Source organism: Paludibacillus litoralis (assembly GCF_037646705.1).
GTDB lineage: Bacteria > Pseudomonadota > Alphaproteobacteria > Rhodobacterales > Rhodobacteraceae > Pikeienuella > Pikeienuella litoralis.
Genome location: NZ_JBBHER010000001.1, coordinates 203,644 through 218,146, shown reverse-complemented (window position 1 = coordinate 218,146; position 14,503 = coordinate 203,644). Strand labels below are relative to the sequence as shown.

The window sequence follows — 14,503 nt, the reverse complement described above, 5'->3', positions numbered from 1 at the left end:
CCTTATCTCCCATCAGTCGCGCAGATGACGCGCCGGCCGGAAAATCGCCGGCCGGCGCATGAAGATCACTCTTTCGGCTCTTTCCAGTAGACTTCGTCCAGCGGCGACATCGGCCCCCAGATCGTCATCGGCGGGTTGCCGAGCCGATCGTCATAGGCGGTGTGATAGGGCAGCAGATTGATCCAGTAGATCGGCAGGTCCTCCGCCACGATCCGCTGAAACTCGGCGTAGAGCGCCTTGCGCTTCTCCAGGTCCATCTCCACCGCCGCGGCGTCCAGGATCTCGTCGACCTTCAGGTTCTTGTAGCCCTGCGTGTTGGACCAGATCACCCCCGGCACGATATTGGTGGAGAGATAGGTCCGGTGCACGCCGATCACCGGGTCGCCCCAGTTGAAGACCGCATCCATCGACATCTCGAAATCATCGTTGGAGAGATGCTTCGCCCATGTCGGGAAGTCGGGGGAGGCGCGGACGGTGACGTCGATTCCGACCTTCTTCAGCTGCGACTTCAGATATTCGGCGATATTCTTCTGCTGCTCGTCCACTCCGGGCAGGTAATCCACCATCAGTTCGAACCCGTCGCCGTAACCTGCTTCGGCCAGCAGCGCCTTCGCCTTGTCGAGATCGACGTCATAGCGCGGGATCATCGGGTCGAAGAACGGCGAGGATTCGACGATCGGGCTGCTCTGCGTCTTGGCGTAGCCGCGCATCAGCGCCTTGGTGATGAACTCGCGGTCGACGGCGTAGCCGATCGCCTGGCGCACCCGCGGATCGGAGAGCTTTTCCTTGCGCGTGTTGAACGCCAGCCAGTTGATCGGGCCGATCCCCTCATACCCCCGGTCGGTCACCGCGATCCGCTCGGCCTCCTTCATGCGCCTGATCCCGGTCGAGCTGCTCACGAACGGGAACATGTCGGCCTCGCCGTTCTCCATCGCGATCAGAACGGCGCTCGGATCCTTGATGATCCGGATGATGATCTCGTCAAGCTTCGGATAGCCCTTGCGGAAGAAATTCGGGTTCTTCTCCAGAATCACGGCCTCGCTCGCCGTGAACTCCTTCACCATGAACGGCCCCGAGCCGACCGGCATCTGGTTCATCGGATGGCTTTTCATATCCTGACCGTCGTCAAAGACATGTTTGGGAATGATCGGCGCCAGCGCGGGCGACAGCGCGAGAAGCAGCGCCGGGTGCGGCTGCGAGAGCCTGAAGACCGCGGTGAGCGGGTCTGGCGTCTCCACCGCCTCCACCGGCGCGAACATCGTTTTGAAGGGATGGTTCTCCTTGATCGTCATGATCGAGAAGGCGACATCCTCAGAGGTGATCGGCTCGCCGTCATGAAAGGTCGCGCCCTCCACCAGATGGAAGGTGGCCGAGAGCCCGTCATCCGAGACCTCCCAGCTTTTCGCGAGATAGGGCTCGGGATTCCACTCGTCGTCGTACCGAAGCAGCGACGCGAAAATCTGCGTCGAAGGCACCGCCGTCGCCGTGCCGGACTGGACCGCGCCGTTCAGGTGGCGCGGAACCTGCGTCGAGACGATGATAAGCGTGCCGCCCGCAGTCTCTTCGGCTTGGCCGGAAGGCGCGAAGGCGACGGAGGCCGCCATCGCAAGCCCGCCGATAAATCGAGACAGTTTCATCCGATCAACTCCCTGTTGCAGTCTTGTGCGGCCGCAAAACCAGCCACATCCTTATGCGCCCACCAAACCAGCCGCGTTGATCGCCTGTCCACTCCTTTTATCGACAGGCCCAGGAGAATCGAGTTAACTGGCGCCATCGGCCCCCACGACGATGTGGTTAAGATGCCTCGAAGCTGAGGGAGACGCCGACATGTCCGACACGATTGTCTATCGCGCGAAAAAGATCATCACCATGGATCCCAATCGCCCCGAGGCGACGCATGTCGCGGTCCGGGACGGCCGGATCCTCGCCGTCGGCGGCGCCAATTGCGCCGAGCAGTGGGGCGGCGGCGTGGATGACGATCGCTTCGCGAACGCGGTGCTCATGCCCGGCCTCATCGAAGGGCACGCTCATCTGATGGCGGGCGCGATGTGGAATTACCCCTATGTCGGCTTTCACGACCGGCTCGACGCCGAAGGCGAACTCTGGCCCGGGCTCACCACGATCGAAGAGGTGATCGAAGGCCTGAAAAAGGCGGAAGCGGCGATGTCCGCCGCCGGAGAGCCCGACGACAAGCCGCTGTTCGCATGGGGCTTCGACCCGATCTTCCTGCCGGTCGAGCGGCTGAACCGGAGCCATCTCGACGCGGTCTCCGCCACCCGCCCGATCGTCGTCCAGCATTCGAACTTCCATCTCCTGACCGCGAACTCCCCTGCGCTCGCGATGGCGGGCTACACCCGCGAGACCAACGCCGTCGGCGTCGCGAAAGGCCCTGACGGGGAGCTGAACGGCGAATTGCAGGAAATGGCGGCGATGTTCCCGCTGATGCGCCGCGTCGGCGTGGATTTCCGCTCGCTCTCCGCCAGCCCGGACTGCATCCGCGCCTTCGCCGCCATCGCCCGGCAGACCGGCACGACGACGATGACCGATCTTCACGCCGAATTGCCCGAGAAGGATATTCCCACCCTTCTCGACACCACCGGCGCCGCGGATTTCCCGCTTCGGATCGTGCCGATGCTCGGGGCCGCGATGATGCCGCCGAAGGAGGTCGCGCCGCGGGCGCTCGCGCTCCGCGAGAAGGCCACCGACATGCTTCGCCTCGGCGGAGTGAAGCTGGTTCTCGACGGCTCGATCCAGGGCTACACCGCGCGCTTGCGCTGGCCGTATCACGTCAACGGCGCGCCGAACGGGATCTGGGTGATCGCGCCGGAACAGGCGGAGGAGTTGATCCTGAGCCTGCATCAGGCCGGCGTGCAGATGCATATCCACACCAATGGCGACGAGGCGTCCGTCGTCGCGATCGACGCCATCGAGAAGGCGCTCGCGCTGCACAACTGGCCCGATCACCGCCACACGCTGCAGCACGGCCAGATGCTCGACCGGGCGCTGTTCAAGCGGATGAAGGCGCTCGGCCTCTGCGCGAATCTCTTCGCCAATCACATCTGGTATTTCGGCGACATGCATGTCGAAAAAAGCATCGGCGAGGATCGCGCCAGACGGATGGACGCCTGCCGCACCGCGCTGGACGAGGGCGTGCCGCTCGCCATCCATTCGGACGCGCCGGTGACGCCGCTCGCTCCGCTCTTCACCGCCTGGTGCGCGGTCAACCGGATCACGATGTCGGGGCGCTGCCTCGGCCCGGCGCAGCGGATCGAGGTCTCGGAAGCGCTTCATGCGATCACGCTCGGCGCCGCCTACACGCTGAAGCTGGACCATGAAATCGGCTCGATCGAAGCCGGAAAGATTGCGGATTTCGCCGTCCTCGCCGACGATCCGACTGCGGTGGAGCCGATGGCGCTCAAGGATGTCGCCGTTCTCGGCGTGGTGAGCGGAGGCAGGGTATTCCTGAACTGAGCCCCCTCCCCGTCACGGTCGTCTCGGGCTATCTCGGCTCGGGCAAGACCAGCCTCGTGAACCATCTCCTTCGCAACGCCGGCGGGCGGCGGCTGATGGTGATGGTCAACGATTTCGGCGAATTGAACATCGACGCCGACCTGCTTGAAAGCGCGGACGAGGACACGCTGACGCTCTCCAACGGCTGCATTTGCTGCACGATGGGGACCGAGCTTCTCTATGCGCTCTCCGACGCGCTCGACCGGCGCCCGCGGCCCGATTGCCTGCTGATCGAAGCCTCCGGCGTCGCCGACCCGCAGAAGATCGCCGCCGCGGCCCATGCCGAGCCGGAGATGCGCTATTGCGGCGTCGTCGCGATGGCGGACGCCGCAAACATCGCCGCGCTCCTCCGCGACCCGATGATCGGCGGCCAGGTAGCGGAGCAGCTCCGGGGCGCCGATCTCATCCTCGTCACGAAGACGGACCTCGCGCCGCTGGATGAGGCGCTGGCCGCGATCCGCGAGCATTCGTCGGCGCCGGCGCTCGACGCGCCGCGGGCCGAGATTCCGGCGGATCTCGTGCTCGACGCCGCCGGCGCGACGCCGGCGCCAGGTGGCGGCGCCCACCATCACGACGCCGTCTACCGCTCCTGGTCGAGCGCGGGCGGGCGGGTGGACCGGGCCGGGCTGCTGGCGCTTCTGAACGCGCCTCCGCCCGGCCTTTATCGCTTCAAGGGCCGGGTCGCGCTCACGGGCGGCGGCGCCGTCGAGGCGCACCTGGTCGGGAAGACGTTCGAGATCTCGTCGATCGACGAGACGACCACCCGCGTCGCCGCGGTCGGTCTGGCCTCCCTTTTCGACTCCGACGCTTTCGCCCGCCACTGGAGCCGGATCAGCGCCACGACGCCCTGACCCGGCCGGCCGGCTATTCCGCCAGACAATCGGCGAGGCTTCGGGCCAGATTCCCCAGAAGCGCCGGATAAAGCTCCGGCCCCGGCGCGAGATCGACGCCCAGCGGATCGAGGACGCCGACGCGCGCAGGCGTCCCCTCGACCGCCGCCATCAACAGTTTGGGATTCATCTGCGGCTCGATGAACGCGCAGACGACGCCGCGCGCCCCGATCAGGTCGCGGAACTCCTGAACCCAGGCCGGCCCCGGCGCGGACGCGTCAGGCGGTGAAAGCGCGCCCGCCGCCTCGAACGCGAAACGCGCTTCGAAATAGTGAAACGCATCGTGAAGGACGACGAACGAGCGCCCCCGGACCGGGGCCAACGCCGCGTCGATATCTCCCCTGAGCGCCTCAAGCTCCTGTTTTCCGGCGGCGGCGTTGGCGGCGTAAAGCGCGGCGTTCTCCGGGTCTGTCTTGGAGAGAGCGGCCGCGGCGGCGGCGAGGATGGCCTCGCCGTTCACCGGGTCCAGCCAGATATGCGGGTCATTTCGGCCGTCTCCATGCCCATGGTCATGGTCATGGTCATGTCCATGTCCATCGTCATGCCGGGACGCCCCATGCGCAGCGAAGCCCGCGCCCTCGCGATAGGGCAGCAGCGTCACGCCTTGCGCCTCCATCAGCTTGACCACGACGCCGGGGCTGAGGTTCCCGATCAGCCGTCCGAGGCCCGGTGAAAGCGCCTCCCCCACCCAGAAGACGAGATCCGCCCCGTCCAGCGCCGCCGCCTCCGAGGGCTTCATCGCGCGCCCGTGCGGCGTGGCGCCGGGCGGCGTGATCAGGGCGGGCGCGCCCACCCCGACCATCACCCGCGCCACAAGGGAATGGATCGGCGGAATATCAACGGCGACGCGCGGCGCGGCCGCAGCGGAGACGGCGCACGCCAGCGCAAAGGCCGGCGCAACCAGGAATGAGGTGAATGACGTCACGGAGGCGGCTTTCAAAATGGATGATTGAGATGTTATACAATCACATATCAATGCAATCAACCCCCGGTCGCCCTGGCTCGACAGGGCCGGCAAGGATAGCGCTTGAGCGTTGTATTCGCACGGCAAACCCAGGTAGAGAGAGATGTCTGATCGTCCCCATGCGCCTCGGCTCCGCCGGAAGAGCCGGCCGCACGCCAACCGGAACGCGCCCGATGTCCAATCTCGTCTTCGTCCTCAACGGTCCGAATCTGAACCTGCTCGGCAAACGCCAGCCCGACGTCTACGGCTATGAGACGCTCGCCGATGTCGAGGCCGCCTGCCGAAAGGCGGCCGACAAGCTCGGTCTCGAGCTGCGCTTTCACCAGTCGAACGCAGAGCATCGGATCATCGACTGGATCCACGAAGCGAGAGAGACGGCCGCCGGCATCGTCATCAATCCCGCCGCCTTCACGCACACATCCGTCGCGATTCTCGACGCGCTCAACGCGTTCGACCCGCCGGTGTTCGAGATTCACATCACCAATGTTCATAAACGCGAGGCGTTCCGCCATCACTCCTACGTCTCGCTCCGGGCCGACGGGGTGATCGCCGGATTCGGCGTTCAGGGCTATGTTCTCGCGCTCCAGCGCCTTGGCGCGCTCATCTCGCCGCGCCGCCCGGCCTGAGCGCGGCGCCGCGTCGATTTTTCTCCGTGAACTCCGGCCGGCGCCGCAAGAAAGATCGCCGGAGACCGCGTCTGATAACCGAAAATTAGGCTGCTGATGCGCAACGTTCCCCCGCTCCCAGAACGGCGAGCGACAGGAACGATCGCGACGTGAACACGATTCTATCCAGACTGACATTATCCTGGGGCGCGATGGAGCCTCGGCGCAAAGCCATGCTCGCCGTCGGCGCGGCGGCGCTCATCCTCGCGCTTGGGCTTTTCATCCGCATCGTCTCCACCCCGACGATGGCGCTGCTCTATTCCGGCCTGGACAGCGTCGCGGCGAGCGGCGTGATCGAAGGGCTGGAGCGACAGGGCGTCACCTATGAGGTGCGCGGCGATTCGATCTTCGTGCCTTCCGATTCGCGGGACCGCATCCGGATCACCCTCGCGGGCCAGGGCCTGCCGGCCGCCGGCGCCGCCGGATACGAAATTCTCGACGGGCTCTCGGGGTTCGGCACGACCGCCGAGATGTTCGACGCCGCCTATTGGCGCGCGAAGGAGGGCGAGCTCGCCCGGACCATCCTCGCGTCGCATCGCGTCATTCGCGCGCGGGTTCACATCGCGCAGAGCAAACGGCGCCCCTTCGAGAAGGAGAAACCGGTCACCGCGTCGGTGACGGTCTCGACATCGAACGGCGCGATCAGCGTCAATCAGGCGGAGGCGATCCGCTATCTCGTCGCATCCGCAGTCTCGGGGCTCTCCACGCACAACGTCGCGGTGATCGACCAGGAGCACGGCGTCATCCTGCGCTCGGGCGACGACGCGAACGAAGCAATCGCCGGAAATGACGGCCCCTCGCGCGAAAAGGAGATGAAGGAAAGCGTCACCCGGCTCCTTGAAGCCCGCGTCGGCGCGGGCGCCGCCGTCGTCGAGGTCTCGCTCTCCACCCAGCGCGAAAGCGAAACCCTGCGCGAGCGGCTCCTCGACCCGACGAGCCGGGTCGCGATCCATACCGATACGGAGGAGAGCACCGATTCCTCCAATGGCGAGGCCGGGGCGGTGACCGTCGCCTCCAATCTCGCCGACGGCGATGTCGAAGGCGGCGGCGACAGCTCCAAGCGCGACGCCGCCCGCACCCGCGAGCGGGTGAATTTCGAGGTCTCCGAGACCGTCCGCGAAACCATACGCCCGCCCGGAGACGTCAGCCGCATCACCGTCGCGGTGATGGTCGACGGCATCCGTGGCGAAAACGGCGAATGGGCGCCCCGCCCGCCGGAGGAGATCGCCGCGCTGCGCGAACTGGTCGAGAACGCCGTCGGCTTCGACGAAGCGCGCGGCGACCGGGTGACGATCCAGAGCATGGAGTTCACCGACCAGCCGCAACTCGGCGCCGTGGCCGAATCCGGATTTATCGACATTCTGGCCGCGAACGCGATGTCGCTGATCCAGATCCTGACGCTGGGCCTGGTCGCGCTGATGCTGGGGCTCTTCGTCGTCCGACCGATTCTCTCGGTGTCGGGGCCGGAGCCGGCCGGCGACAACGACTATCCTCTCCTGACCGGCGACGCGCTGGGCGAGGCGCTCGCCATTCCCTCGGGAGAGATGATCGACGCCGAGGCGTTGAATGTCGACCGCCGCGCGCTGCTTGAAAGCGCGGTGGCCGAGAAGCCGGAGGAAGCGATCCGCCTGCTTGGACTCTGGCTTGACGATCAATCCACACAGGGGGCTGGAGCATGAACGCGCGCGCTTTCAGATACACCGACTTCAACACCGCCTCCGCCGCCGCGCCGGCGCGCGCGACCAAGACGCCCGAGGCCGTGGCGGAGGTCGTTCTTGCGCGCGTCCGCGGGCGGGCCCGCGCGGACGGATTCGCCGATGGCGTCGCGCAGACCGAGGCGCGGATCGGGCGCGAGCTTGAGGCGCGGCTCGACGCCATTGCGGCCGCGCTCGAAGACATGCGGGCGAACCGGGCCGCCGACGCGCGGCGCGCGGCGGCGGAGGCGACGGCGATCGTCTCGGTCTTCTTGCGCGCCGTCGCGCCGCGCCTCGCGGATTTCAATCTGGCCCCCGAGATCGTCGCCGCCCTCGACGCCGCCTTCGCCGCGGCGCCGGAATCCAGACTTCTCATCGAGGTGGCGCCCGACAAGGTCGAGCAGATCGCGGCCGCCATCGGGCGGCGCGGCGCCGACGCCGAAATCTCCGCCAACGCCGGTCTGCGCGAGACCGAAGCGCGCATTCGCTGGAGCGATGGCTTCGACCTTGTCGACACCGGGGCCGCGATCGAACGCGCGCTCACCGTCCTCGACGCCCATATCGCCGCCGCCCCGCACCAAGAGACAGAAGAACCGGAGCAAGATCGATGACCGACGCCCCCACGCAAACCGCAACGAAAGCCGCCGGAGACGACGGGACCGCCTCATTCGCGCCGCAGGTCGGCGGCCTCATTCCCGTCGCGGACCCCAACGCGCCGGAGACGGCCCCCGACAGGCGGCGCAAGGCGGTTCTCAGCGTTCCGATCGAGGTCATCATCTCCGTCGGAAAGGCGCGCCCGCTCCTGAGCGAGCTTGTCGGGCTGCGCCGCGACAGCGTGCTCGAACTTGACAGCAAGATCGAGGATCCGGTGGAGATCCTGATCGGCGACCGCGTCATCGCCCGCGGCGAATTGCAGGAAATCGACGGCGAGACCGGACGTCTCGGCGTTCGGCTCACCGAAGTCGCCGATCTCTCGCAATCGCTCTGAACCCGGTGATCATGCTTCGCCGGATCGCCGTCGCGCTCACCCTCGCCGCCGTTTTCGGCTTCGCGAGCGACGCCTCGGCGCAGGCCGTCAGCATCGATCTTGGCGGCGAAGGCGCGTTGACGCTTCAGATCGTCCAGCTCTTCATGCTGTTGACGGTTCTCAGCCTCGCGCCTGGCATCGCGATCATGATCACCTGCTTTCCATTCATGGTCACCGTGCTCTCGATCCTGCGTCAGGCGGTCGGCGTGCAACAGGCGCCGCCGAACATGATGATCGTCAGCCTCGCGCTGTTTCTGACCTATTTCGTCATGGCCCCGGTCTTCAACGTCGCATGGGAGCAGGGCGTCCAGCCGCTTCTGGCCGGCGAGATCACCGCGGAGGCCGCCTTCAGCGAGACGATGGCCCCCTTCCGCGTCTTCATGGAGGGGCGGGTCGACCCGAACACGATCGAGGCGCTGCGCGAAGCGGCGCCGCAGGCGGCCGCGGTCGACGCCGGCCCTCCCGACCCGGACGCCGCGACGCCGCTCTCGCTTCTCGTGCCGAGCTTTCTTCTCAGCGAAGTCAAGCGCGCGTTCGAGATCGGCTTTCTCATCTTCATCCCGTTTCTCATCATCGACCTCGTCGTCGCTTCGATCCTGATGGCGATGGGGATGATGATGGTGCCGCCGGCGATTGTCTCATTGCCGTTCAAACTCGCCTTTTTCGTGCTCGCCGACGGCTGGACGCTGCTGGCTGGCGCGCTTGTCAGAGGGTACGGAACATGACCGATACGGAAACGGCGCTCGCGCCGGTTGCGCCCACAAGCGTCGCCAAGACGTCCGAAGGCGCGCTGACGACCACGACCGGGCGGCAGGGGCTCTATCGCGCGGAGCAGCTCGAGCCGGCGGAGAAAGCCGCCATCGTTCTGGTCGCGCTTGGCCCCGAAGTCGCATCCCGGCTTCTCGCCGGCCTCGGCGAAGCGCGGCTCAGACGCTTCGCGCGCACGGTCAGCAACCTTCGCGAGGTGCCGGCGGACGTGGTCGAGCGCGTCATCGCCGAGTTCCTGCACAAGATCGAAGACACCCGCTCCGTCGGCGGCGGCGCGGCCGAGGCGCGGCGCTTCCTGGCCGAAGTTCTGGACAAGAACCAGGTCAACCAGATCATGAGCGACCTCGACGTCGCCGGGCGCACGGTCTGGAGCCTGCTTGGCGACATCAGCGACGCGCGCATCGCCGCGTGGCTCAAATCGGAGCACCCGCAGGTCGCCGCCATCGCGCTCTCACGGCTGACCTCGGAGAAGGCCGCGAAAGTGCTGGAGCGCTTCGAGCAATCCGAGGCGGAGGATATCGTCATCCGCATGGGCCCGGCCGCGGCCGCCGATCCCGCTGTCGCGGCGCGCATCGGCGAGGTCATCGCCCGCGATTTCCTGCCCACGGCGCTCTCGCGCGGCGGCAGGCAGGAGCCGGCGGATCTGATCGCGGGCGTGATGAACCACGTCTCGGGCCCGGTTCGCGACCGTCTGCTGGAGGCGATGGAGAGCGCCGCGCCGTCGCTCGCCGAAGCGGTGCGGAAGGTGATGTTCACATTCGAGCACATCGCCGACCGGATCAATCCGCGCGATGTCAGCCTGATCACCAAGACCGTGGACGAGGCGGTGCTGCTCCGCGCCCTCAAATCGGGCGGCGAGCGCACCCGGCGCACAACCGAATTCATCCTGGACAACGTCTCCAAGAGGCTGGCCGAGCGGCTGCGCGAAGATCTGGAGGCGCTGCCGGCGGCCACCCGAAGAGAGGGTGAGGAGGCGCAGGCCGAAATCGTCGCCGCGATCATCAACCTTCGCAACGCCGGCGCGCTCAAGATGATCGTCACGGAGACCGCCGAAGAGTGACGCGGGACCGGATGAACGGGAGCGGCGCAGCGCCATCCCGTCTCCGCCCCCGCCGCGCCGATCTCCGGCGCTGACACGCTGAAACTCGTCGGCCCCGCCTCCCGGCGCGCTCCCTCGCGAAAGCCGGTTCCTTCGGAACATCAGCCGGACGCCCGCGCCAGCCCTCCAGTCGAAGAAGGCGCGCGGGCGCCCGGCTCGCCATTGGGCGCCGTTCTCGCCCAGAACGCAGCCAGAACGCAGAACGGCGAAGGGGACGCCGAAGCGCCCCCTGTGTCCATCGCCCGCCGCCGGCGCCTATCAGAGCTACTGCAGCACGAACTCCGCGTTCAGCGCGCCCGCGGCCTTCACCGCGCTCAGGATATCGATCATCTGCCGGGTGGAGACGCCGAGCGCGTTCAGCCCGACCACCAGATTGGCGAGCGAGACCGATTCCGGGATGAGCGCCACCTGGTCGACCCGCTCCTCGATCCCGACTTCGGTGCGCGGCACCACCACCGTCTCGCCGTCTCCGAACGGGCTCGGCTGCGAGACCACCGGGGTTTCGCGGACGCGGAGCGTCAGATCGCCCTGAGAAATGGCGACGCGGCTGATGCGCACGTCGTCTCCGAGGACGACCGTGCCCGAACGCTGATCGATCACCACCCGCGCCTTCTGTTGCTTGTCGACGCGGAGATTCTCGATCCGGGCGATGGTCTCCGCCGCGCCCGCAATCGCGATTTGCGATGAATCGATGATCACCGTGCCCGAATCCAGCATGCGCGCGACATTGCCTCCAAGGCCGCGATTGATCGCCTTGGCGATACGCGAGGCGGTGGTGAAATCCGGGTCGCGGAGCGCGAGCCGAAGATCGTCAAGCGACGCGAGCTCGAAGCCGATCTCGAGCTCGACGCGCGCGCCGTCCGGGATTACGCCGCCGGTGGGCACGCCGCGCGTGATCGAGGCGGCGTCCCCCTCCACGGTGACGCCGCCCGCCAGCACCGGCCCCTGGGCCACGGCGTAGATGCTGCCGTCAGCCGCGTTCAGCGGCGTCATGATCAGCGTGCCTCCCCGCAGCGATTTCGCGTCGCCGATCGCCGAGACGGAAACGTCGATCCGGCGCCCCGCCCGCGCGAAAGGCGGCAATTCCGCCGTCACCAGCACCGCCGCCACGTTTTTCGGCCGGAACTGCTCACCGTTCACATTGATGCCGAGCCGCTCCAGCAGATTCGCCAGCGCCTCCTCGGTGAACGGCGAATTGCGGATCCCGTCCCCGGTTCCCGGCAGGCCGACGACAAGCCCGTAGCCGACGAGATCGTTGCCGCGCACCCCGTCGAATTCGACCAGATCCTTGATCCTCACATCCGCGTTCACGGCCGGGGACGCCAGAAGGGCGGCGGCGATGAATGCGGCGGCCGCCCATATCGGCCCGAGGCGGATCATCGCAGGTAGCTCGCGAGGTTGAGCGAAGAGAGCCGCGCCGTCACCGAGAAGATCGTCTGCAATTGGGTCTCCAGCGCATTGAACGCGACGCCAGCCTCAAAAGGATCGCTGGCGATCACCCGATTGCGCGCGATCTGCAGAAAGGTGCGCTCGGATTCGGTGCGAACCTTCGCGATGTCGAGCTGCTCCTCCGCGACGCCGGTCCTGGCCCGAAGCGCGACGACGCCGTCGCTCGCGGCGAGCCCGCGCGTGGCGGCCCCTCCCATGACCTCCAGCCGGGCGGCCTGAGTCGCTCCGGCGAACCCGCCTTCGGCGCCGATGACGCCAATCGCGAGCGCGCTGAGCGCCGCGACGACCTCCGCCTGATCGGCGCGCACCGCGAAATCGATCCGCTGACCCGGCGCGATTTCCGCGGCCGAGGCGTCCGTGGTCGACCCGAGATACCCTGTCGCCGCAAACCCGGCCGGGTCGGAGAAATAGTCTTCGACCGCCGCAATCGCGTCAGCCGCGGTCGCCGCGGGCGCGACCCGCGCCTTGATCTCCGCGAGGATGGCGTCCGCGGGCGCGAGCGCCGGCCCATCCGTCGCCGCGCCCGCGAACAGGGAGCGCTCGCCGAACCGGCTGTTGAGCGCCGAGACCGCCTCTTCGAAGGCGCCCCGCGCCCGTCCCGCCTCGATCTCCGCGCCGCGCAGATCGCCGATCGACACCGCCGCCGCCAGCCGGACGCCGACCGCTCCGGTCGCCGCCTCCAGCCGCTCGAGCACGTCTTGCGTGACGCTTGAGCGGCTGATCGCGAGTTCGATCACAATGCCTTGCTTCTCGTTCAGCGCGATATTCCGCTCCAACGCGTAAAGCTGCGCCGGGTCGCCGCCCGTCGCCGCCACCACGTCGGACTTCACGCCGGTGGTCAATTCCTCCGAGACCCGCGTGAAGTCCTTCTGGACCTGGGCCAGAGTGCGGGTGACCCGGCTGTGCGACACCAGATCGGGGCTTCCAGTGACATTCATGCGCTCGTTCCCTTCGGAATCAGGACGGTCAGAGTCTGGTCAGAATTTCGAGAAGGTCATCGACAACCTGCACGACGCGCGCGTTTGCGGCGAACGCCTGCTCGACCACCAGAAGGCGCGCCAGCTCCTGATCGGAGTCGACGCCGGTCCGGGCGACGAGCGCATCGCTGAGCTCATCGTTCTGGCCGCGCAGGAACGCGGCTTCGCCATCCGCCGCCGAAGCGGCCGAAAGGGCGGAGCCGCTGAACTCCATCGCGAATCCCGCCGCGTCGCGCCGCCCGGTGATCCCGGATCCCGCCGGCGCGGCGACAAGGCCGCCAAGCGCATCCTGAAGCCCGCGAAGAACGCCGGAGGCGCCGACATCGCCGGGCGTCGCCGCGCCAATGCCGTCGCGGATCCGAAAGACCTCGCCGTTCTCCGCCGGATCGACCTCGGGATTGATCGAGAGCCGGAGGGAAACGCCTACGAGATCCGCCGGGTCGAACGCGGCGCCGTCATCGGTGAAGAGCCCGGCGTCCCCCGGCCCGAGCGTCGGGTCCGCGGCGAGGCCTTGCGTCCGGGTGATGAGATCCGCCGCGAGATCGTCGAGAGTCGCGGAAATCTCCGGGATCACGTTGTCGCGGAGCTCGAAGGTCGCGCTGAGCGAGCCGCCATCGAGCAGCCCCCGCCCATTGCCGGAGCCGATCGGGACCGGAATGCCGTTGATCGTCAGGCCTGACAGCGCGCCGTTCCCCAGGGACTTCTCCGGGGTCACCAGCGCGGTCGGCTCAAAGCCCAGCTCGAACACCTTTCCGTCCAGAAGCTGCGCGCCGTTCTTCGCAAAGAGCGCGACCGTTCCGAACTCCCGCGGCACGACCTTGATCGGGATCATCCCGGAGACGTTCCTGATCAGCCGGTCGCGCTGATCCTCCAGCGCGGAAATGTCGCCGCCGCCGATGGAGCGCCCCTTTATCTCCGCGTTCAGGGACTGGACCTTGGTCAGCGTGTCGTTGAGCGTGCGCACCTGCGAGGCGATCGAGCTGTCCGCCTCGGTGCGGAGCGCCATCGTCTCGGCCGCGATCCGGTTGATCGCCGCGGCGTAGCCGTTCGAGGCGAAGACCACATCGGCCAGAAGCGCGCCGCTTTCAGGCGTGTCGGCGGCGGCGGCGATGGCCGAGTCGAGCCGGTCGGCCGCCGTCGCCAACGCCCCGACCTCGCCTGGCTCGCCAACCGCATCCGCGATCCGCGCCATCGCCGCCGCGCGCGCGTCGGCGTCGCCGGCGCCGGCGGCGGAGATCCGGAACGCCGCCTGCACCCCGGGCGCGGACGCCCGGACGACGGCGTCGGTTCGAACGCCGCCCCCCACCCCGCCGACCGCCGCGACGGAAAGCGCGGCCTCGCGCCTGCCATAGCCCTCGGTCAGCGCATTGGAGATGTTGTTCGAAATCAGCTCTGTCTGCAGCGTCGTCGCGCGAATGCCGCTGACGGCGTTGGACAGGGCCAGAGAGAGGGTCATCGTT

13 protein-coding genes are annotated in these 14,503 nt (G+C 67.6%); 8 read left to right on the top strand and 5 right to left on the bottom strand.

Features of this window, described 5'->3' with window-relative positions; all coding sequences use genetic code 11:
* Positions 1–65: 65 nt before the first annotated feature.
* The gene (locus WG921_RS00980; protein ID WP_340107295.1) at positions 66–1,637 is read right to left on the bottom strand and encodes an ABC transporter substrate-binding protein; all 1,572 of its coding nucleotides are present in this window, start codon (positions 1,635–1,637) and stop codon (positions 66–68) included.
* 190 nt (positions 1,638–1,827) lie between these two features.
* Between WG921_RS00980 and WG921_RS00975 the strand changes: the two genes are divergently transcribed.
* Together WG921_RS00975 and WG921_RS00970 are read left to right on the top strand one after the other, a co-directional pair.
* On the top strand, positions 1,828–3,471 hold the full coding sequence (locus WG921_RS00975) for an amidohydrolase (protein WP_340107294.1): 1,644 nt from the start codon (positions 1,828–1,830) through the stop codon (positions 3,469–3,471).
* On the top strand, positions 3,459–4,361 hold the full coding sequence (locus WG921_RS00970; RefSeq protein WP_340107322.1) for a CobW family GTP-binding protein: 903 nt from the start codon (positions 3,459–3,461) through the stop codon (positions 4,359–4,361). The genes WG921_RS00975 and WG921_RS00970 overlap by 13 nt, the downstream gene beginning before the upstream one ends.
* Positions 4,362–4,374: 13 nt before the next feature.
* Here the strand turns inward: WG921_RS00970 and WG921_RS00965 are convergent, their stop codons facing one another.
* Positions 4,375–5,325 carry a zinc ABC transporter substrate-binding protein gene (locus tag WG921_RS00965; RefSeq protein WP_340107293.1) on the bottom strand — a complete coding sequence of 317 codons (951 nt, stop codon included), beginning with the start codon at positions 5,323–5,325 and terminating at the stop codon, positions 4,375–4,377.
* Between the two features lie 212 nt (positions 5,326–5,537).
* On the opposite strand from WG921_RS00965, the gene aroQ reads away from it, so the two are divergent.
* The 6 genes from aroQ (at position 5,538) to WG921_RS00935 (ending at position 10,578) form a co-directional block, all read left to right on the top strand.
* Positions 5,538–5,990: a type II 3-dehydroquinate dehydratase gene (aroQ, locus tag WG921_RS00960; RefSeq protein ID WP_340107292.1), complete on the top strand. Its 453-nt coding sequence runs from the start codon at positions 5,538–5,540 to the stop codon at positions 5,988–5,990.
* Between the two features lie 149 nt (positions 5,991–6,139).
* The gene (gene fliF, locus WG921_RS00955; RefSeq protein ID WP_340107291.1) at positions 6,140–7,708 is read left to right on the top strand and encodes a flagellar basal-body MS-ring/collar protein FliF; all 1,569 of its coding nucleotides are present in this window, start codon (positions 6,140–6,142) and stop codon (positions 7,706–7,708) included.
* Positions 7,705–8,334 carry a hypothetical protein gene (locus tag WG921_RS00950; RefSeq protein WP_340107290.1) on the top strand — a complete coding sequence of 210 codons (630 nt, stop codon included), beginning with the start codon at positions 7,705–7,707 and terminating at the stop codon, positions 8,332–8,334. The genes fliF and WG921_RS00950 overlap by 4 nt, the downstream gene beginning before the upstream one ends.
* A complete protein-coding gene (locus tag WG921_RS00945; RefSeq protein ID WP_413788549.1) occupies positions 8,331–8,711 on the top strand; it encodes a FliM/FliN family flagellar motor switch protein in 381 nt (126 codons plus the stop codon). Before WG921_RS00950 ends, WG921_RS00945 begins: the two co-directional genes overlap by 4 nt.
* 11 nt (positions 8,712–8,722) lie before the next feature.
* The gene (gene fliP / locus WG921_RS00940) at positions 8,723–9,475 is read left to right on the top strand and encodes a flagellar type III secretion system pore protein FliP (protein ID WP_340107289.1); all 753 of its coding nucleotides are present in this window, start codon (positions 8,723–8,725) and stop codon (positions 9,473–9,475) included.
* Complete coding sequence (locus WG921_RS00935) at positions 9,472–10,578, top strand: FliG C-terminal domain-containing protein (protein ID WP_340107288.1); 1,107 nt, start codon at positions 9,472–9,474, stop codon at positions 10,576–10,578. Before fliP ends, WG921_RS00935 begins: the two co-directional genes overlap by 4 nt.
* 303 nt (positions 10,579–10,881) lie before the next feature.
* Here the strand turns inward: WG921_RS00935 and WG921_RS00930 are convergent, their stop codons facing one another.
* The 3 genes from WG921_RS00930 to flgK are packed head-to-tail and all read right to left on the bottom strand — an operon-like array spanning position 10,882 to position 14,499.
* A complete protein-coding gene (locus WG921_RS00930; protein ID WP_340107287.1) occupies positions 10,882–11,997 on the bottom strand; it encodes a flagellar basal body P-ring protein FlgI in 1,116 nt (371 codons plus the stop codon).
* Entirely contained in the window at positions 11,994–13,004 is a 1,011-nt protein-coding gene (locus WG921_RS00925) for a hypothetical protein (RefSeq protein ID WP_340107286.1), read from the bottom strand. Before WG921_RS00925 ends, WG921_RS00930 begins: the two co-directional genes overlap by 4 nt.
* 28 nt (positions 13,005–13,032) lie before the next feature.
* Positions 13,033–14,499 (bottom strand): flagellar hook-associated protein FlgK, encoded by a 1,467-nt coding sequence (gene flgK, locus WG921_RS00920; protein ID WP_340107285.1) that lies wholly within the window; start codon positions 14,497–14,499, stop codon positions 13,033–13,035.
* Positions 14,500–14,503 lie beyond the last annotated feature (4 nt).